Genomic DNA, 25686 nt, shown 5'->3' on the forward strand with positions numbered 1-25686 from the left:
TTGAACAACGTTGCATGCGGGTTGGTCGCATGCGCAAGCGTCTCTCGGACGGGTATATCACCGAAATCGGGTCGGACGGGTTGATCCGATGTCGGCCACGTCCAAGGCGCCCGAGCTATCGAGCTCCGTGGCGTGGCCTTTTTCTGTCAGTGATCACGATAATCTGCATCAAGGGTGCTCTTATCGCCCATCTGGGGATGAGCGATTACACCACTCGTGTGGAGCGTCTTGAAAGGGGAACGACGATAGATCGTGTCGGAGCGGTCCTGATGCATCCCGAACCGCTGTCGCTTGGGATTGCGAAAAAGCTGGGGCCTTTCCTTTGACCGGATGAATGCCACTGCCGATGAAAAGGCCCCGCGCCGGGGGACGGATGCGGGGCCTTTTCGAAGCAACCGAGTGGGCTGCTTGTTCTCATGCCCGTGCCGAAATCCGGGCGATGTCACCACGGCAGATTCCGATATCGTCAAGCTCGCGATCCGAAAGGCGGGACAGGGCGTTGCGCGTCACGCGCTCGTCGTTCCAGTTTTTCAATGCCACAAGGGCACGGCCAAGGGCATCGCCAAGAACGAAGGTCGGGGCGTTGTGCGGGCGGGAGGTGTCGATAGCAGCCATTGGATAAGCTCCTTTTGATGAATGACGGAATGTCGAGAGGCTCTGACCGGCATCTAGTCGCCCGCGCTTTGCCAAGCAAGTGAGCGCACTGCATAGTCCTTATGCAGTTCCTGCATGGGTCATCACGGATGCTTGCCGGGTGCGCTCGGGATGCCCTGTCGACTTCCGCTTGGTGTCTGTTCCCCTTTCGTGCTAACCAATGAAAAAGACCAGAAACGAGGGCAGGACATGCGGGTAATTGGTATAGATCCCGGATTGCGCCAGATGGGCTGGGGCGTGATAGACGTGGATGGAAGCCGGCTTGCCCATGTGGCGAGCGGCATCTGTTCTTCGGGGGCCGGTGAGCTTGCGGCACGGTTGCTTGAATTGCACCGGCAGCTTACGGAAGTCGTGGCGATTTACCGCCCGCATGCAGCCGCGGTCGAGCAGACTTTCGTCAACCGTGACGCGGCCGGTACGCTCAAGCTCGGTCAGGCGCGCGGGGTTGCCCTCCTGGTACCGGCGCAAGCCGGGCTGCAGGTCGGGGAATATGCGCCCAACACCGTCAAGAAGACCGTGGTCGGTGTCGGTCACGCCGCGAAGGCGCAAATCCTGCACATGGTCCGCCTGCAATTGCCCGGTGCGGCGCCTGACACTCCTGATGCGGCGGATGCGTTGGCCGTGGCGATCTGTCATGCGCACCATGCGCAGCCGGACCGGCGGGTGCGCGCATGATCGGCCGTATCGCAGGACGCATCGACTATCGCGCCCCCGATCACGTCCTCATTGATGTAGGCGGACTTGGTTATCTGGTCCATTGTTCCGAGCGCACACTCCAGGCCTTGCCGGCCACGGGCGAGCATACGGCACTCTATACCGATCTCGTGGTGCGGGAGGATCTGATGCAACTCGTCGGCTTCACGACACTGGTCGAAAAGGAGTGGCACCGCCTCCTGACCGGTGTGCAGGGCGTCGGAACGAAGGCTTCCCTGGCCATACTGGGGTCTCTTGGTCCCGACGGTGTCGCGCGGGCGGTTGCGCTTGGTGACTGGAACGCCGTGAAGGTTGCGAAAGGGATCGGGCCAAAGACCGCGCAGCGCGTCGTCAATGAACTCAAGGACCGCGCCGCGGAAGTTATGGCAATGGGCGGGCCGGGCGGTGGCGCACAGGCAGCGCCGGAGGTGACGGGGGGCACGGAGTCGATGCCTCCGGCCACGTCGGCGAATCCGCCACCGGAGGCCGGCACGAACGCACAGGCTGAAGCGCTTTCGGCTCTTACCAACCTCGGGTACGGGCCCGGGGACGGCGCGGCGGCTGTGGCCCGAGTGGCTGGCGATAATCCCGGCGCCGATACCGCGGTTCTGATACGATCGGCTCTTAAGATTTTGGCGCCAAAGGAATAAGACATGTCCGACCCGGATCCGACCCTGCGTCCCGATCCCTTGCCCGAGGACACTGACCGTTCGCTCCGGCCGAAATCCATGGATGCGTTCATCGGTCAGGCCGAGGCGCGTGCCAACCTCAAGATATTCATCCAGTCGGCCCGGCAGCGCGGTGAAGCGATGGATCACACGCTGTTTCACGGACCACCCGGATTGGGCAAGACGACACTGGCGCAGATCATGGCGGCGGAACTGGGGGTCGGGTTTCGCATGACATCGGGGCCGGTCCTGGCGAAGGCCGGCGACCTGGCGGCGATATTGACCAACCTGGAGGCCCGAGACGTCCTGTTCATCGACGAGATTCATCGTCTCAACCCCGCGGTCGAAGAGGTTCTTTACCCCGCGCTTGAGGATTTCGAGTTGGATCTCGTGATCGGTGAAGGCCCCGCAGCGCGTACGGTTCGCATCGAATTGCAACCCTTTACGCTGGTCGGCGCCACCACCCGGCTGGGCCTGCTGACAACGCCTTTGCGCGATCGGTTCGGGATTCCCACGCGGCTCGAGTTCTACAGCACCGAAGAGCTGCACGAGATCGTCACGCGCAATGCCGATCTGATGAGAACACCGGCAGAGCCGGAAGGGGCCCGGGAAATCGCGCGCCGGTCGCGCGGGACCCCTCGTATCGCCGGACGGCTGCTCCGGCGCGTTGCCGATTTCGCGGTGGTCGAGGGGGATGGCCGGATAACGCGCGCCCTTGCCGACGGTGCGCTGACACGTCTGGGGGTTGACGGTTTGGGCCTCGACGGCGCCGACCGCCGGTATCTTCGTCTGATCGCAGAGGCTTACCAGGGTGGCCCTGTCGGGATCGAGACGATCGGTGCGGCCCTGAGCGAAAGCCGGGACGCGCTGGAGGAGGTGATCGAGCCCTTCCTGCTGCAACAGGGGCTGATCCAGCGCACCCCGCGCGGGCGGATGCTGGCCCAAGGCGGATGGCGCCATCTGGGCATTGTCCCGCCAAGCGGCCCCGGAAAAGACCTTTTCGGCAAGTGACCTGCACGTGGTGAAGACTTTGAACAAGGAATTCGAAATGTCCCGCGCACACGTCGCCGGGCCGTCTCCGATTGAACGCAACACGCCCTCAACCTCTCGGAGGCGTTGCGCCATCGGTGTGGCGGGCCATCCTGTCCGCTCCGATGAAGGTCCGGACCGGGCACGGGGCGCTTGCGCTGAAGCACAGGATTGGTAGGCAGACGGTATGACGGACGAGATCACCCCGGACGAAATCCAGTCGCTGTTCACCCGCGGTGACGGCCAGTATGTGTTCGCGCGGTGGGGGCGTCCAATCGTTCCGGTTGTGTTCGGTGTGGATGACGCGACGATCGGAACCGTCAAGGGTGCGGTCGAAGCCGTGGTCACGCTGGCAGGGCACGCGATTGCCGAAACGGACCCCGAACTTGGTGTCAACCTGATGATCTTTTTCTTCCGCGACTGGCGGGAGTTGCCGGAGGTGCCCGATCTCGACCGGATGATCCCCGACCTCGGGCCCCTGGTGGAGCGGCTGGAGGCGGCGGATGCCAACCAGTATCGGATATTCCGTTTCGACGAGGAGGGGGCGATCCGCGCCTGTTTCGTTTTCCTGCGCATGGACCGGGAGCTGCGCGCGGTGCCCGCAGAAACCCTCGCGCTGAGCCAGATCGTGCAGACAGCGCTGCTGTGGTCGGACCTGGCCTTCACCGAGAGATCACCGCTGGCCCGGGTGCCCGAGACCGGCGCGGTGATTCTGCGCCCCGAGATCGCCGGGTTGATCCGCGCGGCCTACGATCCGGTTTTGCCGGCGGTGGCAGATGATCCGGCGCACGCGCTCAGGTTGTTTGCGCGCCTGCGTCCGCACTGAAATCCCTTGGCGATTCAACAGTCTGCAATTCGGTGCCGCGCCCCGGGGCTGACCCCGCGTCAGGAAAATTTCGCACAAGGCAGTCAGAAGGCTTGACCGGAGCCCCCCGGATATCGTTATTTCCACTTCATATTGGGGGATAGTGACATGCGGAACACCATTTTTAGTGGTCTGCTGCTGGTGTGTGGGCTACTGGGTTTGCCAGCCGCGGCACAGACATGCGGCGGCACCTACACCGTGAAGCCTGGCGACAGCCTGTCAGAGATCGCCGACCGGCATTACAAGAACGCGTCGATGTGGACGGCGATCCATTCCAACAACCTGGAGGTCATCGGAGAACGGGTGGACACGATCCGTGTCGGGATGACCCTGTCGCTGGGTTGCATCGACGGACACCCGACTGGATTGCCGGGTGGCGTGCCCGTCGGGAGCGCGGCGGCCGCCGATCAAGCGGTTCCGGCGCTGCGGGAAGGCAGCGGAACCGCGGCCACGCGCAGCCGTATCAATCTTCTGACCGCGGGCGACTTCGAACCCTTCACCGATCGTGACCTGCCCAATGGCGGGCTGTTGGCGGATGTCGTCAACGCCGCGATGGACAAGGCCGATCCCGCGGCAGGCTATGCCATTCACTGGGTCGAGGACTGGGGGTCGCATCTGGAGCCGCTTCTTTCCAACGCGCTTCTGGATCTGGGGTTCCCGTGGTACCGGCCCGATTGCGCCGGCACGCCGGACAGTTACCGCTGCGCCGATTTCCTGTTCTCGGACCCGATGTTCGAGATGTTGATCCTGCTGTTCACCCGCAAGTCCGACCCGATCGCGTTCGAGTCGGATGCCGACATTCCCGGCCGGACCCTGTGCCGTCCGCGCGGCTATTTCACTCATGATCTGGATCGTCAGGGCCGCCGGTGGATCAGCGAGGAGCGGATCACATTACGCCGGCCGCAGGCGGTGGCCGACTGTTTCGAGATGCTGATGGAGGGGGAGGTGGACGCCGTGGCCCTCAACGAGTTCACCGGCCGCACCGCGCTGCGTGATCTGGGCCTCAAGGACTCCGTAGAGATCGTGCAGGCCCGTCCGCTGTCGATCGAGGGGCTTCACGTGGTCGTCCACAAGAGCCATCCGCAGGCACAGGCGATGCTTGGAACGATCAACGCGGGCCTGCGCGGGATCAAGGAAGACGGCACCTATCAGGCCATCATCGACCGGCACATGACCCGTGTCTGGGCCGGGTTCTGAGCAATGGCCGTGATCCGGGATCTCCTCCCCCGACTCACCCGCGCGTTGCCCGTGCTTGCGCTGTCGCTGCTGCCCGGCACCGCGGCGGCCCTGTGCGACGTGACACACAAGGTGCAGCCGGGCGATACGCTGTTCACGATTTCCGAACAGCACTACGGTTCCCGCGACCGGTGGACCCTGATCTATTATGCGAATCAGGGTATTCTGGCGGGTGGCGGCCGCGAGCTGGAACCGGGGCGCGAGGTCTATGTGCCCTGTCCGGCCGGAGACGTGGCGCCGGATGCCACGCCGCTACGGCAGGCGGATGCGCAGATGACCCTGCTGACCGGCAGCAATTATTCGCCCTTCACCGACCGGGCCTGGCCGGGGCGCGGGATGGTGATCGAACTTGTCAACGCGGCGCTGGAACTGAGCCCGTCGCCGGTGCCCTATTCGATCGGGTGGGAGGATGACTGGTCGCGGCACCTGTTCCCGATGCTGGACGGCAAGGAATACGACATGGGATTTCCGTGGCTTCGCCCTGATTGCGAGGCAACACCGGACGATGAGCGATGCGCGGGATTTCATTTTTCCGACCCGTTGATGGAACTGCCGGTGATGCTGTTCACGCGCGCCGCAAGCGATTTCACCTACGAGAGCGATGCCGACATCCCGGGCCGGACACTGTGCCGCCCCGCGGGGTATTTCACCCATGATCTGGACCGCGACGACCGCCGCTGGCTGAGCGGGGGACGGATCGAGCTTGTTCGGGCCGAAAGCCCCGAAGCCTGTTTCGAGCGCCTGATGGCCGGAGACGTGGACGCGGTGACTGTGAACGCGTTCCTCGGGGCCTCCAAGATCGTTGCAATGGGACTGCGCGGAAAGGCCGTGCCGGTGGAAAAACCATTGTCCCACGAGGCGCTGCATGTGATCATCTCGAAGACGCACTGGCGCGGGACGGCACATCTCTACCGCGTCAATGCCGGGCTTCGGGCGCTGCGCGCTTCGGGCCGCTACAACGAGATCGTCTCGAAGCATCTCAGGATCTTCTGGGACCAGTTGAACTAGGGCAATGGCATGCGCCTGTTCGTGTCGATACCGATTTCCGGCTCGGCTGCCGGAGAGTTGGCGCGCCTGCAAGCGGATCTTTCGACGGGTCGGCATGTGGAGCCCGGGAATTTTCACGTGACCCTTGCCTTTCTGGGTGATCAGGACGTCGCCACCGCCGAGGCGGTCCACGAGTTGTTGTCGGAAATCGACATGCCCGGCTTTCACCTCGGGATTGGTGGCCTGGGAGTGTTCGGGGACCGCAATCCGAGGCTTGTCCACGCCATGGTGGAAAAATGCCCCTGGCTGGTCAGGCTGCGGGAAAAGGTGCGGGGTGCGATCCGCACCGGCGGGGTGGAGATGCCGCGCGAGAGGTTCCGCCCGCATGTGACGCTGGCGCGCTTCCCCAGGCAGATGGAGCCGCAGGACCGTGATAGGCTGGGCCGGTTCCTGCAGGCGCATGGCGACCTGTCGTTGCCGCCTTTCCCGGTCGAGGAGTTTCACTTCTGCCGTTCGCATCTGGGTCCCGCGGGCCCGGATTATGAGGCACTGGCGGAATATCCTCTCCGGGCGCCGGAAAACGCCTGAGCGGACATGAAGGCCGGCAAGGGTCCGGCTTGCGCGCCGGTCGGGCACGGCCTACGGTCAGCCCGCACTCACCGGGACCGTACCATGACTCACCGTTTCGCGATCCGCGTCCATTACGAAGATACCGACATGGGCGGTATCGTCTATCACGCCAATTACCTCAAGTTCATCGAACGTGCGCGCAGCGACTGGGTGCGGCAGATGGGCATCGACCAAGTCGCGATGAAGGCAGACTCGGGGCGCGTTTTCGCGGTCCACCGTATCGAATGCGATTACCTTGCGACCGCCGGCTTCGACGATCGTCTGGAGGTGGCGACGCGGGTGCAGTCGGTCAGCGGTGCGCGTTTGGTGATGGAGCAGAAGGTATGGCGCGACCATACCCTCCTTTTCACCGCTTTGGTGACCGTGGTGTGCATCACGGATGCCGGGCAGCCGGCGCGATTGCCGGCGAATATCCGCCGCATCCTCCACTGAGGCCGCCAAAACGGGGCCGTTGACAGGATCGTGTTGGCTTTCACGGTGGAATTCCTGTAGCGTCCCGTGCAAGGCGGTCAGCCCAAAAAGGCCGTGGACAAAAACGAGCAGGCAGATGGAAGCAGAAACCCTGGCAATGGCGCAGGAGATTGATTTCTCCATGTGGGCCCTTTTCGCGCGCGCCACGATAATCGTGAAACTGGTCATGCTGATGCTGATCATCGCGTCGTTCTGGGCGTGGTCGATCATCATCCAGAAACTGATCACATATCGCGCGGCACGACGCGAGGCGGATCAGTTCGACGCGCGGTTCTGGTCCGGCGAGCCGCTGGATGAACTGTTCGACGAGATCGGCCCTGATCCGGCCGGGCGGTCCGAGCGAATTTTTGCGGCCGGCATGATGGAATGGCGCCGCAGCCACCGGACCGACGGCGCGCTGATCGCCGGCGCCACGGCCAGGATCGATCGCAGCATGGACGTGGCCATCGCCAAGGAGGCCGAGGACCTGCAAGGTGGGCTTTCGGTTCTGGCGACCGTGGGGTCCACGGCGCCTTTCGTGGGGCTTTTCGGCACCGTCTGGGGCATCATGCATGCCTTCATCGGCATTGCCGAGCAGCAGAGCACCAACCTTGCCGTAGTGGCGCCGGGCATCGCCGAGGCCCTTCTGGCCACGGGCCTTGGTCTGCTGGCGGCGATCCCGGCGGTGATTTTCTACAACAAGCTGAGTGCGGATGCGGATCGGATCGTGGCGGGCTACGAGGCGTTCGCGGATGAATTCGCCACCATTCTCAGCCGGCAGCTGGACAGCTGATATCATGGGATCGAAGGACGCATCATCGATATTCGGGCGTGTGGACAGGTTCGCGCCCGCCCCCGAGGGTGGGTGCGGCGGGGTCTGCGCCGCTCATGTTCCAACACGAAGCCGTCCCGTATCCTTGGGACGTCCGGACAATTCGCGCCCGCCGTCTTTGGGGAATCACGCCGGAGCCGTGCTTGGGGCGGGGCCGGGCGCGAACCGGAGCGTAGGCGGTCCGTGGCATTTCGTTGCCGTGACGGGTTTTTCGGAGTCGGGGGCCTAAGCGATGGCGGGTGGCGTGGTTCAGAAGACGGGTGATGGCGAAGGGCGGAGGCGCCGGGGCCGCGGCCGGACGCGGCCGATGGCCGAGATCAACGTCACGCCGTTCGTGGACGTGATGCTTGTGCTGCTGATCATATTCATGGTGGCGGCGCCGCTGATGACGGTGGGCGTTCCGGTCGAGCTTCCGAAAACCGCCGCGGAGGCGCTGCCGGCCGATCAGGAGGAACCCCTGACCGTGACGGTGACGGGCGAGGGCGCAGTCATGATCCAGAAAACCGAGGTGGAACGCGATGCGCTCTTGCCCAAGCTGCGGGCCATCGCCGCCGAGCGGGACAGCAAACGCGTGTACCTGCGCGCGGACGGGCGGGTGCCTTATGAACAGGTGGTTCAGGTCATGGGGGCGCTGAACCGGGGCGGTTTCGCGGATATAGGGCTGGTGACGGATACCGGCGGGCCGGACCTTGAGTCCGGCGGTTCACAGGTTGAATAGGGGCGCGGATGAACGCGGGCCAGTTCATATCCGGTGCCGGTCATCTGGGCCTGATCGGCTGGGCGTTGGCGGGCAATCTCTTTGCGCCCGATACGCCGCCCTTCGAGGTAACGGAGGTGACGGCGATTTCGGCTGAGGAATACGCGGCGCTGACGCAATCCGAGACGGTGCCCGAGGCGATCGCGGATGTGGCGATTCTGGATGCGCCCGACCCGGGCGGGCCCGCGCCTGACCTGTCCTCGCGCGCCGATGCGGCCCCCGAGCGTGCGCGCCCCGAAGAGGCGGATGCGTCCGCGCCCGACAGGGCACCCGAAACCCTGCCCGAAGCGCCCCCGCCGCCCCGGGCCGGTGATGTCCCGGGTGCGGCCCCGCAGGCGCCCGCGGCCCCGCCTGAAGAGAGTGCGGCACTGCTGCCCGACGCCGACCCGCAGCCGCGCGCGGCGCCGCGGGTCAGGCCCGATCCTGTTGCGCCACCCGAGCCCGACACCCTGACCGAGGAAACGTCGCGTGATGAACGTGCGCCGGATCCCGAAGCCGATGCGCCGGCGGAGCCGGGTGAAGCTGCGGCGCCGGAGGCCGCCACGACCGAAATCGTGACCGAGGCCGAGAAGGCCGCGGCGGCGCCGGAACGGTCATTGCGCCCCCGTGCGCGGCCCGGGGCGCCCGCGGATGCCCCCGAGGAGCCTGCGCCGGAGGCGGAACCGCCCGACGATGCGGCGGTGGATGCGGCGATTGCAGAGGCGCTTGGCGGGGACGCGCCAGACCCGGCGCCGGCGCCTGCCGGGCCCCCGCTCAGCCGCGGCGAGAGGGAGGCTTTGCGCGTGGCGGTCGGCCGATGCTGGAATGTCGGATCCCTGAGTACCGATGCGTTGGGGACCACGGTTGTCGTGGGCCTCGAGATGTCGCGCGACGGCACGCCGGTCAACTCTTCCATCCGCATGGTCGGTGCGACCGGCGGTTCGGGCGAGGCTTCGCGCCAGGCCTTCGAAGCGGCGCGCCGGGCAATCATCCGGTGTGGTGCGCGGGGTTTCGATCTGCCGCCGGAGAAGTATGATCGGTGGCGTGACATCGAAATGACATTCAATCCGGAGAACATGAGAACCAAATGATGACACGTTTCCTGCCTCTCCTTGCCCTGCTCGTGACCTGGGCCCTTCCGGCCGCTGCGCAAGACGAGAACCGTGGCCCGCTCCGGATCGAGATAACCGAGGGTGTGATCGAGCCGCTGCCCTTCGCGGTGCCCCGTTTCATCGCCGACAGCGCCGGAGGGCGCGACTTGGCCGAGCGCATCACCCGGGTGATCGCCGCCGATCTCAGCGGGACGGGGCTTTTCCGGGAAATCCGGAAAGACGCGTTCATCAGCCCGATCACCAGTTTTTCCAGTCCGGTGCAGTTCTCCGACTGGAAAGCCATCAATGCGCAGGCGCTGGTCACCGGGTCGGTGAGCCTTGAGGCTTCGGGGCGGCTGGTGGTGCAGTTCCGGCTTTACGACGTATTCGCCGGGCAGGAGATGGGCAACGGCCTGCAATTCGTGGGGACCGAGGAGGGGTGGCGCCGAATGGCCCACAAGGTCGCCGATCAGGTCTATAGCCGGATCACCGGGGAGGGTGGTTATTTCGACAGCCGGGTGGTGTTCGTGGCCGAAAGCGGCCCCAAGGATGATCGAGCCAAGCGGCTCGCGCTGATGGACTACGATGGTGCCAACGTGAAATACCTGACCGACAGTTCGGCGCTCGTGCTCGCGCCGCGCTTCTCGCCCACGGGAGACAGGATCCTTTACACCAGCTACGAGACGGGCCGGCCGCGCATCTATGTCCTTGATGTGGCGAGCGTGCGGCGCCGGGCGCTGGAAGCGCAGGACGGCGCGATGAGTTTCGCCCCGCGCTTCGGGCCGGACGGCCGGACGGTGGTCTACTCGCTGACCCGTGGCGGAAATACCGACCTCTACCGGATGGACATCGCGACGGGCGAGAGTACCCGTCTGACGAGCGCCCCCTCGATCGAGACGGCGCCAAGCTTCTCGCCCGACGGGAAGCGGATCGTCTTCGAGAGCGACCGCAGCGGCAGCCGGCAGATCTACATCATGCCGGCGCAGGGCGGCCCGGCCGAACGGATCAGCAGCGGCGCCGGCCTTTACGGCACGCCGGTCTGGTCGCCGCGCGGTGATCTGATTGCGTTCACCAAGCAATCCAAGCGGCGGTTTCATATCGGAGTGATGCGCGTGGACGGCAGCGAGGAACGGCTTCTGACGGCATCCTTCCTGGACGAGGGGCCGACATGGTCACCCAACGGGCGCGTGATCATGTTCACCCGCGAAACCCAGGGGGCACAGGGCCGTGCGAACCTCTACTCGGTGGATATCACCGGGCGGAACCTGCGCAAGGTGCCGACCGATACCGGAGCAAGCGATCCATCGTGGTCACCGCTGCTGGACTGAGGCCGCGGTGCGGAGGAAACCCGCCGAAAGCAGGCCGCGTACATGCGGTGATGCGTTCCAATGCGGTCCACACTGTGCTAGAAACCGAAAACAGACGCGCGGAAAAGCGTGCTGCGGGCGTAATGGCGCATGATTTGACGAAACGGGCAAATGATCGAGCGGGGCATAGACATGAAATTCTTGAGCAGGCTTCTTATCCTGATGGCGGCAATGGCGCTGAGCGCATGTGGCGGCGCGGCACGGTTCGGGGATGACAACACCGTGAACCTGAACGGCGCGAATGCCGGCGTGGACGATCCCACGTCGCCTGCCTATTTCGAGCAGGCGGTCGGTGATCGTGTTCTCTTCGAGGTCGATCAGCACACCCTCACCACGCAGGCGCGGCAGGTGCTGGACGGACAGGCAGACTGGTTGTTGCGCAATGCCGATTACGATGCCGTGATCGAGGGCCATGCCGATGAACAGGGGACGCGGGAATACAACCTGGCACTGGGGGCGCGGCGCGCGAATTCGGTTCTTGAATACCTGCTCAGCCGCGGTGTCCCGGCCGAACGGCTCGATGTGGTGAGCTATGGCAAGGAGCGCCCGATCGAGATTTGCAGTGCCGAAAGCTGCTATGCCAAGAACCGCCGTGCCGTGACCGTGATCACGGCCGGTGTCACCGGCTGATCGCGGGGTGATGGACGGATGCGTGGCATGAAGGCATTTCTTTGCGGGCTCGCTGTGCTGGCCGCGCTGGCCTGTGTGCCGCGTCCGGGCCTGGCGCAGGATCGCGATGCAACCCTTGCCGACATCCGTCAGGAACTTTCGGTTCTTTACGTCGAGCTGCGCAGGTTGCGGCGGGAACTCAGCACCACGGGAGGCACCGGAGAGCTGGTGACAGGCGGATCGGTTCTGGACCGCCTTTCGGCGATCGAGGGTGAGTTGCAACGCCTTACCGCGCAGACCGAGGAATTGGAACTCAGGATCGAAGGCGTCGTGCGCGACGGCACCAACCGGATCGGGGATCTTGAGTTCCGCCTGTGCGAACTGGAGCCGGACTGCGATATCGCCACGCTGGGCGAGACGCCGACACTGGGCGGTGCCGGGGCGCCGGGCCCGGTGCCGGGCGCCGCGCCCCCCGATGACGCCGCGGATGCCGACGGCGCAGCGGAACCGGAGCTGGCCGTCGGCGAGAAAGAGGATTTCGAGAATGCCGAGGCGGCGCTGGAAGATGGCGAATATGCCGAGGCCGCCGATCTTCTGCGGGGGTTCCGCGAAACCTATCCCGGAAGTCCGCTGGCGGGCCGTGCCGGCCTGCTTCTGGGCCGGGCGCTTGAGGGTGCGGGTGATACCAGCGGCGCCGCGCGCGCCTTCCTGGATACGTTCAGCGCCGCACCGGCCGGTCCGTCAGCGCCGCAGGCGCTGTATAGGCTGGGCGCCGCGCTTGGCCAGCTCGGCAAGGTCGATGAGGCTTGCGTCACCCTCGGAGAGGTCGGGCCGCGTTATCCGCAGGCAGCCGATGTGGTCGAGGCCGCGCGCGACGAGATGCGCGAACTGGGATGTCCTTGAGCGTCACCCCGGCGGTGGCATTGCGCGACAGGATCGCAGATCATTTTCTGCCCGACGCGCCGCCATGCCTGGCAGTGGGTGTTTCAGGGGGCAGCGACTCGCTTGCCCTTCTGGTGCTTCTCAGCGACTGGCGCGATCGGGGCGGCCCCGAGATCAGCGCAGTGACCGTCGATCATGGCCTGCGGCCTGAATCGGCGGCGGAGGCACGGCAGGTTTCCGATGTCTGTGCCGGTCTGGCCGTACCGCATGAGACCCTGGAATGGAGTGGCTGGGACGGCCGCGGCAACCTGCCCGACAAGGCAAGGCGGGCGCGCTATGGGCTGATTGCCGGGTGGGCGCTGTCGCACGGGTTTGCCGATGTCGCGCTGGCCCACACGGCCGACGATCAGGCCGAGACCGTCCTGATGCGGCTTGCACGCGAGGCCGGGCTTGACGGGTTGTCCGCGATGGCACCAAGGCGCCACGATGCGGGCGTGACATGGCATCGTCCCGCACTTCCGGTCACCCGGGAGGCCCTGCGCGGGGTGCTGCGGGCGCGTGGCATGACGTGGGCCGATGATCCCGGCAATGCCGACCCTGCCTATGAGCGGGTGCGGGCGCGGCAGGCCCTCGCGGAGCTGGCGCCATTGGGAATCACCGCCGAGGGGTTGAGTGCGGTGGCGCGGCATTTACGCGCGGCGCGGGTGGAGCTGGGGCTGCAGGCCGAGGCGGCGGCACGCTCGATCGTGGCCGTTGACCAGGGCGACCTGTTGATCGAGGGCGAGGGCTTTGCGGCGCTTTCGGACGAATTGGCGCGGCGCATTGTGCAGGCGGCTCTCATGTGGATCAGCGGGGCGGATTATGTGCCGCGGGGACGGGCCCAGATGCGGCTCGTGGACACGTTGCGCGCCGGGCGCGGCATGACATTGCATGGCTGCCTGATCGGTGTGGGGCGCGGGCAGATCCGCATGAGCCGGGAATACAGGGCGGTATCGGGGCTTCGCGTACCGCCCGACGGTATCTGGGACGGGCGCTGGCGGCTTTCCGGGCCCGACGCGCCGGGCGCGGAGATCAAGGCCCTTGGTCCGGAGGGGCTGGCGCGGTGTCCCGGGCGTCATCGGACCGGGCTTCCCGCGGCCTCGATGGCGGCGTCACCGGCGCTCTGGCGGGGGGCGGAGCTGCTGTCGGCGCCGCTGGCCGGGCTGAACAATGGATGGTCGGCCCGGCTCTCACGGGGGGGCGAGGACTATTTTGCCACGTTGCGTGGCGATTGGCCGCCGCATTGAAGTGGGCTGCATGATGTCTATTTAAGAAGGGTGGCCCTTGTGGTAGGCGCAGGGTCAACCGATTTTTTGGGAGAGTTTCCTTGGGCAACGCAAGAAATATCGCCTTCTGGCTGGTCCTGTTCCTGTTGATCCTCGCTCTGTTCAATTTGTTCAGCGGATCCGGGAACACGCTGCAAAGCAAGCAGCTCAGTTATTCCGAGTTCCTGACCGCGCTGGAGCAAGGCAATGTCAGCCAGGCGACACTGGATGGCGAGACGATCCGCTTTCGCGGGCAGGACGGCCAGAATTACGTCACGATCAAACCGGAAGATGCCAAGATCACCGATCGCCTGATCGAGGAAGGCATCCCGGTGAGCGCCGAGAGCCAGGAGCAGTCAGGGTTCCAGACATTCCTGATCTCGCTTCTGCCGTTCCTGTTGCTGATCGGGGTCTGGATCTACTTCATGAACCGCATGCAGGGCGGCGGCAAGGGCGGTGCCATGGGCTTCGGCAAGTCCAAGGCCAAGATGCTGACCGAGAAACAGGGCCGGGTGACGTTCGATGACGTGGCCGGCATTGACGAGGCCAAGGAAGAGCTTGAGGAGATCGTGGAATTCCTGCGCAATCCGCAGAAGTTCTCGCGGCTCGGCGGGCAGATTCCGAAGGGGGCGCTGCTTGTGGGCCCGCCGGGCACAGGCAAGACGCTTCTGGCGCGTGCGATCGCCGGCGAGGCGGGGGTGCCGTTCTTCACCATTTCCGGGTCCGACTTCGTGGAGATGTTCGTGGGTGTCGGCGCATCCCGTGTGCGCGACATGTTCGAACAGGCCAAGAAGAACGCGCCCTGCATCGTCTTCATCGATGAGATCGACGCCGTGGGACGGCATCGCGGCGCCGGATATGGCGGCGGCAATGACGAGCGTGAACAGACGCTCAACCAGCTTCTTGTGGAAATGGACGGGTTCGAGTCCAACGAGGGCGTGATCATCGTGGCCGCGACGAACCGCAAGGACGTGCTTGACCCCGCGCTCCTGCGCCCCGGCCGGTTTGACCGTCAGATCACCGTGCCCAACCCCGACATCAAGGGCCGGGAAAAGATCCTTGGCGTGCACGCCCGCAAGACGCCGCTCGGCCCGGACGTGGACCTGCGCATCATCGCCCGCGGCACGCCGGGTTTCTCGGGGGCCGATCTGGCCAACCTCGTCAACGAAGCGGCGCTGATGGCGGCGCGGATCGGGCGGCGCTACGTCTCGATGGTGGATTTCGAGATGGCCAAGGACAAGGTGATGATGGGCGCGGAACGGCGGTCGATGGTGCTGACCCCGGAACAAAAGGAAAAGACCGCGTACCACGAGGCCGGACATGCCATCGTGGGGCTGGAACTTCCCAAGTGCGATCCCGTCTACAAGGCTACGATCATTCCGCGCGGCGGTGCGCTTGGCATGGTTGTCAGCCTGCCTGAAATCGACCGGCTGAACTGGCACAAGTCGGAATGTGAGGAAAAGCTGGCGATGACGATGGCCGGCAAGGCCGCCGAAATCCTGAGATACGGAGAAGGCAATGTCAGCAACGGCCCGGCCGGTGACATTCAGCAGGCCAGCGGACTGGCGCGCGCCATGGTTCTTCGGTGGGGTATGTCCGACAAGGTGGGCAATGTCGATTACGAGCAGGCGCACGAGGGGTACATGGGCAATGCCGCCGGCGGTTTCTCGATCTCGGCCCACACCAAGGAGTTGATCGAGGACGAGGTCAAGCGCCTGATCGACGAAGCCTATGACCGGGCAAAGCAGATACTAACCGACAAGCGTCAGGAGTGGGAACGCCTGGCAGAAGGGCTTCTGGAATACGAGACCCTGACCGGCGAGGAGATCAATCGCGTCATTCGGGGCGAACCACCCGAGTCGGATGACCACGGTGGCGATTCCCCGGCCGAAGAGGACAAGCCGTCTTTCGCGGCGATCCCCAAGACCAAACCCAAGTCGCCCCCCAAGGACGGCGGGCTGGAACCCGAACCCTCGACGTGAGCGCCAAGGCGAAAAGCGACTGGAATCCCGGAGCCTATGCAAGGTTCCGGGATTTGCGCATGCGCCCGGCACTGGACCTGCTGAACGCGGTCGGGCAGATGGGCGCGGGTGACGTGATCGACCTTGGCTGCGGCAATGGCACGATGGGCGAGGCTTTGTCGGCACGCGCCGGCGGGCGTGCGGTCATCGGCGTCGATGCATCGCCCGCGATGCTGGAAAAGGCGCGCGCCGCGACGGGGTATGACAAGCTGCAGCAGGTGGATATCGCGGATTGGCACCCGCATCGTGCGCCGGGCCTGATCTTTTCCAATGCGGCGCTGCACTGGGTCGGCAACCATGAGGTTCTGATGCCGCGGCTGGCGGCGATGCCGGGGCGCGGCGGGACCCTTGCGGTGCAGATGCCGCATCAGAACAAGGCTCCGTCGCACCGCGTCTGGCTGAACCTTGTCGAAGAGATGTTTCCCGGCCGCGTCGAGAAGATGGGTACCCCCGGGCTCATGGCGCCGGCGAAATACGAGGCGTTGCTTGAACCGCTGGGGCGGTTCCGCCTTTGGGAAACGGAATATTATCAAAGGTTGATGGCCGAAGCCGGAAGCCACCCGGTGCGGCGATTCACCGAAAGCACCTATGCGCGGCCCGTGCTGGCGGCGCTTGACCCCGATGAGAAGGCGGCACTCGTGCAGCGCTATGAGGAGGCCATGCAGGCCGCCTATCCGGTGCGCGCCGATGGATCGGTGCTGTTTCCCTTCCGGCGCTTGTTCTTCACGCTGACGGTGTGACCGCCCCGCCGGGGCGGGGGCGTCCGGCGCAGGGGCGCGTCTGCACGGGTGCCGTCTGTTTCCGATGCGAAACGGGGCCGCGGCAACCCGCCGCAAGCGGGGGTGGAAATGTCGGAATCGCGTTCTGTATGCTGTCGCGGACCGGATAAGAGCGGCCACAGCATCACCGGCCGGCCGGCAGAACGAGGACCAAGGACATGGCATTCAAATCCGATATCGAGATCGCCCGCGCGGCGAAGAAGAAACCGATTCAGGAAATCGGTGACAACCTCGGCATTCCCGCCGAGCACCTGCTGCCTTATGGCCATGACAAGGCCAAGGTAAGCCAGGAGTACATCAACGCCGTTCAGAAGAACGACAATGGCAAGCTGATCCTCGTGACCGCGATCAACCCGACCCCGGCGGGCGAAGGCAAGACCACGACGACCGTGGGGCTTGGCGACGGGCTGAACCGGATCGGCAAGAAGGCCATGATCTGCATCCGCGAGGCCAGCCTTGGCCCCAACTTCGGAATGAAGGGCGGCGCCGCGGGCGGCGGGCATGCGCAGGTTGTGCCGATGGAGGACATGAACCTGCACTTCACGGGTGATTTCCATGCCATCACCAGCGCGCACAGCCTCCTGAGCGCGATGATCGACAACCACATCTACTGGGGCAACGCGGAGGAAATCGACGTGCGCCGGGTTCAGTGGCGCCGCGTGGTGGACATGAACGACCGGGCCCTGCGGCAGATAAACGTGTCGCTGGGCGGGGTCGCAAACGGCTTCCCGCGCGAGGGGGGCTTCGACATCACCGTCGCCTCCGAAGTCATGGCGATCCTGTGCCTGGCCAGCGACCTGAAGGACCTGGAGGACCGCCTGGGCGCCATGATCGTCGCCTACCGGCGCGACCGCACGCCGGTCTATTGCCGCGACATCAAGGCCGAGGGCGCGATGGCGGTGCTGCTCAAGGACGCGATGCAGCCCAACCTGGTGCAGACGCTGGAAAACAACCCCGCCTTCGTGCACGGCGGGCCGTTCGCCAACATCGCTCATGGTTGCAACTCGGTCACCGCCACCAAGACGGCGCTGAAGATCTCGGACTACGTGGTCACGGAGGCCGGATTCGGTGCCGATCTGGGTGCCGAGAAGTTCATGAACATCAAGTGCCGCAAGGCCGGACTGGCGCCCGATTGCGTGGTCCTGGTGGCCACCGTGCGGGCCATGAAGATGAATGGCGGGATCAGCAAGGAGAACCTCGGCGAGGAAAACGTGGAGGCCGTGAAGGAAGGCTGTGCCAACCTGGGCCGCCATATCGGGAACCTGAAGTCCTTCGGGGTGCCGGTGGTCGTGGCGATCAACCATTTCGTCAAGGACACCGAGGCCGAGATCGAGGCCGTTAAAGACTACGTCGCCGGCCAGGGCAGCGAAGCGATCGTCAGCCGCCACTGGGAACTGGGCGGCGAGGGCGCGGAAGATCTGGCGCAGCGGGTGGCCGAGGTGGCCGACAGCGGCCAGAGCCAGTTCGCGCCGCTCTATCGCGATGACCTGCCGCTTTTCGAGAAGATCGAGCGGGTGGCGAAGTCGATCTACCGGGCTGACGAGGTGATCGCGGACAAGAAGATCCGCGACCAGCTCAAGCTCTGGGAAGAGCAAGGATACGGAAACCTGCCGGTCTGCATGGCAAAGACCCAATACAGCTTTTCCACCGACCCCGGCTTGCGCGGCGCGCCCACCGGGCACAGTGTCCCGGTGCGCGAAGTGCGTCTGAGTGCCGGTGCGGGATTCGTGGTTGTGGTCTGCGGCGAGATCATGACCATGCCGGGCCTGCCCAGCAAGCCGGCTGCGGAATCGATCCGCCTCAACGACGCGGGCGAGATCGAGGGCCTGTTCTGAACACGGGACGGGCCGGACGGTGCATGGCCCCGCCCGGCCCGGTCGCCGCCCGATGGCGGCTCCGCCTCCGGCGGGAGTATTTTGGGAAAGATGAAGGGACCGCAAAATGACGGCCGAGATCATTGACGGCAAGGCGCTCGCGGCCACGGTACGCGAAAAGGTGGCAGGACAGGTTGCACGCCTGAAGGAGAATCACCAAATCACTCCCGGCCTTGCCGTGGTTCTGGTGGGCGAGGATCCGGCCAGCCAGGTCTATGTCCGTTCGAAGGGCAAGCAGACGGTCGAGACCGGCATGAACTCCTACGAGCACAAGCTGGAAGCCGACACCCCGGAAGCGGATCTTCTGGCTTTGATCGACACGCTCAACAACGACCCGGAAGTACATGGAATTCTCGTGCAGCTTCCGCTGCCCGGGCATCTGGACGAGGATCTGGTGATCAACTCAATCAGCCCTGAAAAGGATGTCGACGGGTTCCATGTCTCGAATGTCGGCCGTCTGGGCACCGGGCAGAAATCCATGGTGCCGTGCACACCGCTTGGCTGCCTGATGATGCTCCGCGAACACCATGGCCGCCTGAGCGGCATGGACGCGGTGGTGATCGGACGCTCCAATATCGTCGGCAAGCCCATGGCGCAGCTTCTGCTGGGGGACAGCTGCACCGTCACGATCGCCCATTCACGCACCAGGGATCTGCCTGGAACGGTCCGGCGGGCCGATATCGTGGTGGCGGCCGTTGGCCGGCCGCAGATGGTGCCGGGTGACTGGATCAAGCCGGGTGCGACCGTGATCGATGTCGGTATCAACCGCATCGCCGCGCCCGAGCGCGGTGTGAACGAGGATGGAAGCCCCAAGAGCCGGCTGGTGGGCGACGTGGATTTCGAGTCCGCGGCGGCGGTTGCGGGGGCGATCACGCCCGTGCCGGGCGGCGTCGGGCCTATGACCATCGCTTGCCTTCTGGCCAACACGGTTACCGCCTGTTGTCGGGCCAATGGGCTGGATGAGCCCGAGGGGCTGACCGCCTGAAACCCGGCCGTCAGCCGCCCATGAGGACGGCATGCATCAGGCGGCCCGGCAGAAGTGTGAAGACCCCGGCGCCGATCAGGGCGATCCACACGAGTTGCAGCATCGTTCGCCGGTGATCGGCCACGCGGTGGCGGCGTGCGGCCGACACCCCGTAAGCGAGCCCGGCCAGTGTGGCGAGAGAGAGCAGGTGAATGAGGCTGAACGGCCCGAACTGGCCAATCGTGTGTATCCAAAAGCTGCTGACAGCGATAACGAGCATTGCGATCACCCATATCCAGCCGAGGACGCGATGCGCCCGGCGCCCGCGCGGGAGCATGAAGATGGCCCCCGTAAGGCACAGCACCGCGAGCGCGGTGAGGGCGTGAAGCTGTATTGCCGCTGTGGTATTCAGGAGGGGTTGAAGTGTCATGATGCGTCTCCCGTGCCGGTGATGTCTGGATCTGGATGTCCAGGCCGGTATCGGGCAGGCGCGGCGGTCCGCGCCAGAGCGCATGCGCGGCCGTCAAACCGGCTACGTGGGTGACGGGCAATGCAATGCGCGCTTCGTGAACTGCACCGCTGGCGGCTGCCGCTCGGGATCTGGGCAATCCTGAGCGTGCTGGCCGGGGTGGCCGGCCCCTTCGGTACGTTCGAAGCACTCGCCCCCACGGCCAGGCTGGCCTACTGGGCCGGCATCGTGGGGATTTCTGTCAGCCTGGGGTTGCTTGCGGTGAGGTTGTCCGCCGGCCTTTCGGAGTGGGGCGGCATCGCGGCGCGGTCCGCCGGGTCGATCATCCTTGCATTGGCGATTCACGGAATTAATGCGGCCGTCTTCGACGGCTGGGGTAGCTGGGAGGATCTGGTCTACATGGTTGGACTGGTGTTCCTGATCACGCTGATGGTCGAAGCCGCGGCGAGGCTGCTGGGACCATTCAGCGCGCCGCGACCGGGCAAGGCCCCGCCAGAACGGTCAGGGGGCACGGCCGAACCATCGCCGGCCACCGTGTTCCTGCGGCGTTTGCCATCGGACAGGCGTGGGCCTCTCATCCGCATCGAAGCGCAGGACCATTACCTGAAGGTCGTGACGGCGGCCGGACATGCGCTGATCCTGATGCGCCTTGCGGATGCGGAGGCCGAGCTGGACGGGGCGGGCGGCCTTCGCGTTCACCGCTCGCACTGGATCATGATCCGGCAGGCGAGCGGGCACCGCCGGCGCCGTGGCCGGGACCTTGTCGTGATGGCCGATGGTGCCGAGGTGCCGGTAAGCCGCTCCCAGAGACCCGCGGCACGTGCCGCGGGATTGATCTAGTGCAAGCTGCGCCAGATCGGATGCATCCATCCGTCGCAACCGCGACGGGCACGCAACCGCCCCGAGGCGGGCGCGTGCCGGAGCCGCCGGAACCACCGGGGCGGCCGGGCGCACGTCTGCGGATCGGGTCCGGTCAACAGTGAAAGACTTCAGCCGGGGAGGATCGGAACCATGGTGCCGGTCATGAGCGCGACATGGGTTTCAGTCCCGTCCGCGCGGGCGTGGATGTCAGCCTGCACGATGACAAGCCTGCGGCCCGGTTTGATCACCCGTCCGCGTGCGATCAGAACGTCGCCGCGTGCCGGAGCCAGAAGGTGGATCTTCATCTCGGAGGTCAGCACTTCGGCCCCATCCGGCATCACGCTGAGGGCCGCGTAGCCGGCTGCGCTGTCACCGATCGAGAAGGTTAGCCCGGCATGGGCATAGCCGTGCTGCTGAAGGCTACCGGGAAGAATTGGCGCATGTATTTCGGCCTCGCCCTCGCCGGCCTTGGCAAGGGTGGCGCCAAGCGTGGCCATCATCGACTGGGCGGCGAAGCTGGCCTGCAATTCTTCAATTTTTCGTGATCGCGGGCACACGTCAGAATTGTTTCCCTTGTGGCTGGATGTGCTACCCCTTGCTTCTAGCGTTCGGCGCGGGAGCTGTGAACAGAAATTCGCGCCGTTTTTTGGTTCGGGCCCTTTCGGGCAAGTGGAAGCGGTGAGATCTTGTCACGCAAGAGGGAAGAGGACCTGAGGGCTGCATTCAGGGAAAGTTACGGGTCGCTTCTCAGCCCGTTGACCATTCACATATGGCTGATCGCTGTCATGGTCGCGATCCTGGCAGCGCCGTTCGGTACGGACCGGACGATGAGTTTCGAAGGCCGCGCGCTCTATTGGCTGGTGATCGTGACGGTGTCCATCGTGGCGGGCTGCGGAGTGAGGACAACGGTGAAGGGGCTGGTCGGCACGGAACGGCCGATCCTTTTCGATGTTTCGGCGGTACTCATGATGACAGCGGTTTTCTCGCCGGTTCCGTGGCTTGCCAAAAGGGGCCTGGCGTTGCCGGGCGCCGAACCCGATACCCCGTTTCTGCATACCGCGCTGAATGTCCTGATCATCTCGGTCGGGGTATTCGTCGCGCGGCGCCTGATCCCCGGCGTCGAACCGGGGAGCTACTTCACCTCCGGCACGAGTGACGCCTGCGTCCGCGTTTCCCCGCGTGCAGACGCGCACGGACCCGAGGCGGCGCGGCTGTTGCGGCGCTTGCCCAGGGAGGATCGTGCGCCGATCCTCTACCTTTGCGCGCGGGATCATTTTGTCGAAGTGGTCACCGAAGGTGGCCGGCACACATTGCGCATGCGTCTTGGTGACGCAATGGACGAGATGGAGCCGGTGGAAGGGTTCTGCACGCACCGGTCCTTCTGGGTAGCGCGGAGGGCCATTGCCGGAATGGAACGTGAGAACGCGCACCGGTTCTTCGTCATTGTGACAAATGGCGATCGTCTGCCGGTCAGCCGGAAATACCGGTCCGACCTCGAGGCTTCGGGTATCATCCATACCGGCGAGAACGCCTTGGCGCGAAGCGCATGACCTTCAGCGCGGCATCGGAATCACGACCGGAGCAGCCCCTGTCAGGACCGCGACGGCGGACTCCCGCATCAGCCCGGCAAGGGCGGGATCATCGCTGCGCAGGCCGCCCGTATAGGTGCCGAAAGCGGGCAGGATGACCCTGTCGTTGTCAATCAGGAAGGCCGGCCGCGACATGCGGCGTCCGCCCAGCCCGATCGTGGCCTTGGGGTGGTAGTGCCCCGATATCTCGCCTGTCCGGTCGCGACGGGCGATGTGGCGGAAGGAAAGCGGGGGCAGCGCCATTTCGTCTAGATGCGTGCCGCCCAGCTCCACCGGGCCCGGATCGTGATTGCCCTCGATCCAGATCCAGCGTCTGCCGGCCTGTAGCGCCGTGATCCTGAGTTTTTCTTCCTCGGGCAAGTCCCTCGCGGCGGCGTTGTCGTCAAAACTGTCGCCAAGACATACCACGGTTCCGGCGCCGGTATGGTGCAGCGCTGTTTCCAGCCGTTCAAGCGTGTCGCGTGTCTCATAGGGGGGTAGCGGGGCGCCGCCGAGGCGCAACCGCCGGCCGGACTTGCCGAGATGCAGGTCCGAAACACAGAGCAGGTCATGCGCGGGCCAATGCAGGGCGCCGCTGCCGAGCGCGACGAGATGCGCGCCGGAAAGGGTGAAACCATGTCCCGTCATGGCCCCTGATTGGAGCGCCGGCACCGAAGTTGCAAGCCTGTCACGGGAGGCTGTCAATCGTTCAGTCCAGCCGCGTTCATCAGCTTCTGCGCCTGTTGGGCCATCAGGCGCTCCTGACCCGTGCCCTCGACCGGTGTGCGCCCGGCCTCGAGAAGAAGGGGCGCCGCGAAAGGGGATACCCGTTTCAGGCGGCGATGGTCTATCCGCCCGCCAATCCGTTCCAGCATTTCGGTGACGCGCCCGAAATCGATCAACCCGCGCATCGCCTCCTGCCGGGTAACGCGCAGCAGCAGGTGACCGGGATCGTGCCGGTGCAGGGTGTCGTAGAGAATGTCGGAAGAGAACGTCGCCTGGCGGCCGGATTTCCGTGAGCCCGGCGCGTTGCGCTGGATCAGGCCGGCGATGGTGGCCGACGCACGAAAGGTGCGTTTCATCAGGGCGTTCTGCGCGAGCCATGTATCAAGCCCGGCGCGCAGCGCCTCGGGCTGGAAAAGCGGCGCCGGATCCTGTACCGGCTCCAGCCCCCAGATCAGCGTGGCGTAATCGGTGGCCACGAAACCGAGCGGCGCAAGGCCCGTCTCCTCCATCCGTTTGGTCAGAAGCAAGCCGAGTGTCTGTTGCGCGTTGCGCCCGGCAAAGCCGTAAATGCAGGTATGTTCCCGGCTTTCATGTCGAAAACTCTCGATCAGCAGGCGGCCGGCGCGTGGTAATTGCGACACTTGATGCTGAAGCTGGAGCCAGTCGCGGGTATGTTCGGGCAGGTCTCGCCAGTCCCCTCCCGCCAGAAGCTTGAGGATACGTTGGGAAAGTTGTGTGGATGTGGCGAACTTGGTGCCGGAAAACACCGCGATCCTGGGTTGGCGTGCGGCATCGCGGCTGACCTCTACGGTCATTTCGCGCAGCGACTCGTAACGCACCACCTGCCCGCCGATCAAAAAGGTGTCGCCCGGCGTCAGAGAGGCGGCGAATCCTTCCTCGACCTCGCCCAGGGGTTTGCCGCCGCGTTTGCGTTTCAGGCGCACCTTGAGCTTGTCGGCATCCTGGATGGTGCCAATGTTCATCCGTATGAGGCGCGCACTGCGCGGGTCACGCAGGCGCCATAAACCGTCCGAATCCTGTTTCAGCCGCCGCCACTGGTCGTAGGCCCGGAGCGCGTAGCCGCCGGTGGCACAGAATTCCAGGCAATCATCGAAATCGGCGCGTGACAGAGAGGCATAGGGCCCCGCGCGCCTCACCTCGTCAAAGAGGTAATCCGCCGCGACGGGCCCCGCGCAGGCGGTGACGAGAATGTGCTGACACAAGACGTCGAGCGGCCCGGGCCCTCTTGGCTCGCCATCCAGAGCATGCGCGCGGACCGCTTCCAGAGCGGCACGGCATTCGAGCTCCTCGAACCGGTTGGCGGGCACCAGAAGCGCCTTGGAGGGAGCATTGTAGCGATGGTTTGCCCGTCCGATACGCTGCACCAGACGCTTGACGTTCTTGGGGGCGCCGACCTGTATCACCAGGTCCACATCGCCCCAGTCGAGCCCTAGATCAAGGCTGCCGGTGCAAACGATGGCGCGCAGTTCACCGCGGCTCATGGCCGCCTCCACACGCTCCCGCTGCGCGCGGTCCAGGCTGCCGTGGTGGATGCCGATCGGCAAGCCCTCTTCATTGGCCAGCCACAGGTTGCGGAAGAAGATCTCGGCCTGGGCGCGGGTATTGTGAAAGATCAGGGTCGTTCGGTGGGCCCGGATCTGTTCCAGGATCTCCGGTATCGCGTGGATGGCCCCGCCGCCTGCCCAGGGGGGCGGAACGCGCGTTTCCAGGGTGGCGATATCCGGGTCCGGGCCAGGATCGGCGGCAAGGATGGCGCATGGTTCTGGATGCGGCGCCAGGAATGCCGCGATCGCCCCGGGATCCTCCACGGTGGCCGAAAGGCCCACGCGCCGCAGCCCGGGGCAGAGCGCCTGAAGTCGCGCGAGCGCCAGCATAAGCTGATCGCCGCGCCTGGATTCGGCCAGCGCGTGAACCTCGTCCACGACCACGCGCCGCAGCCCCGCGAATATCTGCGGCGCATCGGCATAGGATGTCAGCAGCGCCAGGCTTTCGGGTGTCGTCAGCAAGATGTGCGGAGGGGCCGCGCGTTGCCTCCGTCGTGTATGCGAGGATGTGTCTCCGGTTCGATCCTCGACCCGGATTGGCAGGTCCAGTTCGGTTATCGGCGTGACCAGATTGCGCCGTATATCCGCGGCGAGGGCCTTGAGCGGCGAGATATAAAGCGTGTGCAACCCGTCATGCCCGCCATCGGCCAGCTCTGCCAGGGTGGGCAGAAAGCCCGCCATCGTCTTGCCGCCGCCGGTGGGCGCAATCAGCAAGGTGGCGGGGTCGCCGGCCCGTGCGAGCATCTCGCGCTGATGCGGGTGAAGCGACCAGCCACGCGTGGTGAACCAGTCCGAAATGAGCGGGGGCAAAGCTTTCATGGGCGGC

At 65.3% G+C, this 25686-nt stretch carries 27 protein-coding genes; 22 read left to right on the top strand and 5 right to left on the bottom strand.

What is annotated here, in order from left to right:
- The first annotated feature begins 29 nt into the window (after positions 1-29).
- Positions 30-326, top strand: coding sequence for a hypothetical protein (locus tag DQW77_RS17990; RefSeq protein ID WP_147094919.1), 297 nt, complete (start codon positions 30-32; stop codon positions 324-326).
- A gap of 88 nt (positions 327-414) precedes the next feature.
- Here DQW77_RS17990 and DQW77_RS02730 read toward each other — a convergent pair whose 3' ends face one another.
- Positions 415-615, bottom strand: coding sequence for a DUF1127 domain-containing protein (locus tag DQW77_RS02730; protein ID WP_113256658.1), 201 nt, complete (start codon positions 613-615; stop codon positions 415-417).
- A gap of 228 nt (positions 616-843) precedes the next feature.
- On the opposite strand from DQW77_RS02730, the gene ruvC reads away from it, so the two are divergent.
- The 19 genes from ruvC (at position 844) to folD (ending at position 19692) form a co-directional block, all read left to right on the top strand.
- Complete coding sequence (gene ruvC / locus DQW77_RS02735; RefSeq protein WP_113256659.1) at positions 844-1329, top strand: crossover junction endodeoxyribonuclease RuvC; 486 nt, start codon at positions 844-846, stop codon at positions 1327-1329.
- The gene (gene ruvA / locus DQW77_RS02740; RefSeq protein ID WP_113256660.1) at positions 1326-1997 is read left to right on the top strand and encodes a Holliday junction branch migration protein RuvA; all 672 of its coding nucleotides are present in this window, start codon (positions 1326-1328) and stop codon (positions 1995-1997) included. Before ruvC ends, ruvA begins: the two co-directional genes overlap by 4 nt.
- A 3-nt stretch (positions 1998-2000) precedes the next feature.
- Entirely contained in the window at positions 2001-3026 is a 1026-nt protein-coding gene (gene ruvB / locus DQW77_RS02745; protein WP_113256661.1) for a Holliday junction branch migration DNA helicase RuvB, read from the top strand.
- A 205-nt stretch (positions 3027-3231) separates the two neighbouring features.
- Positions 3232-3870: a hypothetical protein gene (locus DQW77_RS02750; protein WP_181711180.1), complete on the top strand. Its 639-nt coding sequence runs from the start codon at positions 3232-3234 to the stop codon at positions 3868-3870.
- Between the two features lie 147 nt (positions 3871-4017).
- On the top strand, positions 4018-5106 hold the full coding sequence (locus DQW77_RS02755) for a LysM peptidoglycan-binding domain-containing protein (protein WP_113256662.1): 1089 nt from the start codon (positions 4018-4020) through the stop codon (positions 5104-5106).
- Positions 5107-5109: 3 nt separating this feature from the next.
- The gene (locus DQW77_RS02760) at positions 5110-6153 is read left to right on the top strand and encodes a transporter substrate-binding domain-containing protein (protein ID WP_113256663.1); all 1044 of its coding nucleotides are present in this window, start codon (positions 5110-5112) and stop codon (positions 6151-6153) included.
- Between the two features lie 9 nt (positions 6154-6162).
- A complete protein-coding gene (gene thpR, locus DQW77_RS02765; protein WP_113256664.1) occupies positions 6163-6720 on the top strand; it encodes an RNA 2',3'-cyclic phosphodiesterase in 558 nt (185 codons plus the stop codon).
- Between the two features lie 84 nt (positions 6721-6804).
- Positions 6805-7194 carry a tol-pal system-associated acyl-CoA thioesterase gene (gene ybgC / locus DQW77_RS02770; protein ID WP_113256796.1) on the top strand — a complete coding sequence of 130 codons (390 nt, stop codon included), beginning with the start codon at positions 6805-6807 and terminating at the stop codon, positions 7192-7194.
- 115 nt (positions 7195-7309) lie between these two features.
- Positions 7310-8005, top strand: a complete 696-nt coding sequence (gene tolQ, locus DQW77_RS02775; RefSeq protein WP_113256665.1) for a protein TolQ — start codon at positions 7310-7312, stop codon at positions 8003-8005.
- Positions 8006-8276: 271 nt separating this feature from the next.
- Positions 8277-8762 carry a protein TolR gene (gene tolR, locus DQW77_RS02780; protein ID WP_113256666.1) on the top strand — a complete coding sequence of 162 codons (486 nt, stop codon included), beginning with the start codon at positions 8277-8279 and terminating at the stop codon, positions 8760-8762.
- Between the two features lie 8 nt (positions 8763-8770).
- A complete protein-coding gene (locus tag DQW77_RS02785; RefSeq protein ID WP_113256667.1) occupies positions 8771-9871 on the top strand; it encodes an energy transducer TonB in 1101 nt (366 codons plus the stop codon).
- The gene (tolB, locus tag DQW77_RS02790) at positions 9868-11199 is read left to right on the top strand and encodes a Tol-Pal system beta propeller repeat protein TolB (protein ID WP_258523649.1); all 1332 of its coding nucleotides are present in this window, start codon (positions 9868-9870) and stop codon (positions 11197-11199) included. The genes DQW77_RS02785 and tolB overlap by 4 nt, the downstream gene beginning before the upstream one ends.
- A 171-nt stretch (positions 11200-11370) precedes the next feature.
- Positions 11371-11868 (top strand): peptidoglycan-associated lipoprotein Pal, encoded by a 498-nt coding sequence (gene pal / locus DQW77_RS02795; protein ID WP_181711181.1) that lies wholly within the window; start codon positions 11371-11373, stop codon positions 11866-11868.
- Positions 11869-11895: 27 nt separating this feature from the next.
- Entirely contained in the window at positions 11896-12750 is an 855-nt protein-coding gene (ybgF, locus tag DQW77_RS02800) for a tol-pal system protein YbgF (RefSeq protein ID WP_113256668.1), read from the top strand.
- Positions 12747-14015 (top strand): tRNA lysidine(34) synthetase TilS, encoded by a 1269-nt coding sequence (gene tilS / locus DQW77_RS02805; protein ID WP_258523650.1) that lies wholly within the window; start codon positions 12747-12749, stop codon positions 14013-14015. Before ybgF ends, tilS begins: the two co-directional genes overlap by 4 nt.
- An 80-nt stretch (positions 14016-14095) precedes the next feature.
- Entirely contained in the window at positions 14096-16015 is a 1920-nt protein-coding gene (ftsH, locus tag DQW77_RS02810; protein WP_113256670.1) for an ATP-dependent zinc metalloprotease FtsH, read from the top strand.
- Between the two features lie 59 nt (positions 16016-16074).
- The gene (locus DQW77_RS02815) at positions 16075-16794 is read left to right on the top strand and encodes a methyltransferase domain-containing protein (protein WP_404947921.1); all 720 of its coding nucleotides are present in this window, start codon (positions 16075-16077) and stop codon (positions 16792-16794) included.
- A gap of 197 nt (positions 16795-16991) precedes the next feature.
- Complete coding sequence (locus DQW77_RS02820) at positions 16992-18668, top strand: formate--tetrahydrofolate ligase (protein ID WP_113256672.1); 1677 nt, start codon at positions 16992-16994, stop codon at positions 18666-18668.
- A 106-nt stretch (positions 18669-18774) separates the two neighbouring features.
- Positions 18775-19692, top strand: a complete 918-nt coding sequence (gene folD / locus DQW77_RS02825; protein ID WP_113256673.1) for a bifunctional methylenetetrahydrofolate dehydrogenase/methenyltetrahydrofolate cyclohydrolase FolD — start codon at positions 18775-18777, stop codon at positions 19690-19692.
- A gap of 10 nt (positions 19693-19702) precedes the next feature.
- Here the strand turns inward: folD and DQW77_RS02830 are convergent, their stop codons facing one another.
- Positions 19703-20101, bottom strand: coding sequence for a DUF2306 domain-containing protein (locus DQW77_RS02830; protein WP_113256674.1), 399 nt, complete (start codon positions 20099-20101; stop codon positions 19703-19705).
- Between the two features lie 120 nt (positions 20102-20221).
- Here DQW77_RS02830 and DQW77_RS02835 point away from each other — a divergent pair, with 120 nt between their 5' ends.
- The gene (locus DQW77_RS02835; RefSeq protein ID WP_113256675.1) at positions 20222-20980 is read left to right on the top strand and encodes a LytTR family DNA-binding domain-containing protein; all 759 of its coding nucleotides are present in this window, start codon (positions 20222-20224) and stop codon (positions 20978-20980) included.
- 149 nt (positions 20981-21129) lie between these two features.
- Here DQW77_RS02835 and DQW77_RS02840 read toward each other — a convergent pair whose 3' ends face one another.
- A complete protein-coding gene (locus tag DQW77_RS02840; protein ID WP_113256799.1) occupies positions 21130-21501 on the bottom strand; it encodes a PaaI family thioesterase in 372 nt (123 codons plus the stop codon).
- A gap of 186 nt (positions 21502-21687) precedes the next feature.
- On the opposite strand from DQW77_RS02840, the gene DQW77_RS02845 reads away from it, so the two are divergent.
- Complete coding sequence (locus tag DQW77_RS02845) at positions 21688-22551, top strand: LytTR family DNA-binding domain-containing protein (RefSeq protein WP_147094920.1); 864 nt, start codon at positions 21688-21690, stop codon at positions 22549-22551.
- A 3-nt stretch (positions 22552-22554) separates the two neighbouring features.
- On the opposite strand, the gene pdeM is transcribed toward DQW77_RS02845, so the two are convergent.
- Together pdeM and DQW77_RS02855 are read right to left on the bottom strand one after the other, a co-directional pair.
- The gene (pdeM, locus tag DQW77_RS02850) at positions 22555-23217 is read right to left on the bottom strand and encodes a ligase-associated DNA damage response endonuclease PdeM (RefSeq protein WP_113256677.1); all 663 of its coding nucleotides are present in this window, start codon (positions 23215-23217) and stop codon (positions 22555-22557) included.
- A gap of 53 nt (positions 23218-23270) precedes the next feature.
- Positions 23271-25679, bottom strand: a complete 2409-nt coding sequence (locus DQW77_RS02855) for a ligase-associated DNA damage response DEXH box helicase (protein WP_113256678.1) — start codon at positions 25677-25679, stop codon at positions 23271-23273.
- Between the last annotated feature and the right edge of the window lie 7 nt (positions 25680-25686).

The sequence above is a fragment of the Roseovarius sp. TE539 genome (genome assembly GCF_003298505.1).
Lineage (GTDB): Bacteria > Pseudomonadota > Alphaproteobacteria > Rhodobacterales > Rhodobacteraceae > Roseovarius.